Source organism: Ruegeria sp. AP12, from assembly GCF_056540025.1.
The window spans coordinates 1-589 of the sequence record NZ_JBQFVZ010000279.1 but is presented as its reverse complement, the minus strand read 5'-3'; the positions used below and the strand labels follow the sequence as shown (position 1 = coordinate 589).

The 589-nt window shown below is 61.0% G+C and carries 1 protein-coding gene; it reads left to right on the top strand.

Going from position 1 to position 589, the window contains the following annotated elements; translation table 11 throughout:
• Nucleotides 1–524: aldehyde dehydrogenase family protein (locus ACR0E6_RS22745; protein ID WP_480587669.1), on the top strand; the 524-nt coding region annotated here is incomplete at its 5' end.
• Nucleotides 525–589 lie beyond the last annotated feature (65 nt).

Below are 589 nucleotides of genomic sequence, written 5' to 3'. Positions count from 1 at the left end.
CTGCGCTGGCCAATGGCCTAAGCGTCGGTCACGGGCTAGAGAACCCCGATCATACGCCGGTCGTGTCAAGCCTGCAGCTGCAGCGCGTGGAAGAGATCACCTCAACCGCCCGTCAGGACGGTGCGCGGGTCGCAGCCGGTGGTGCGCGACTGGATCGCAAGGGGTATTTCATGGCCCCGACCATTCTGGCCGATGTCGACCCCGCCAGCCGCATCGCGCAAGAGGAAGTCTTTGGCCCCGTCACCTGCTTCACACCCTTCGATACCGAAGAAGAAGCCGTCGCCATGGCCAATGGCACCGAATTCGGTTTGGTCGCGGGCATCTTCACGCGCGATCTCGCCCGTGCCCATCGGGTGGCGCGCAAATTGCGGGCAGGTCAGGTTTTTGTCAACGAATGGTTCGCCGGAGGTGTCTCGACCCCGTTCGGTGGCGTCGGCAAATCCGGCTTCGGTCGCGAAAAGGGACTTGAGGCGCTCTACAACTATGTTCGCACCAAAAACATCGCCATTTCGCTAAAGGGATAGCCATGGATCGCGAAGCCTTAGATCGTGAACTGCTAGAGGCACATGCCAATTGCGACCAAGAGGCG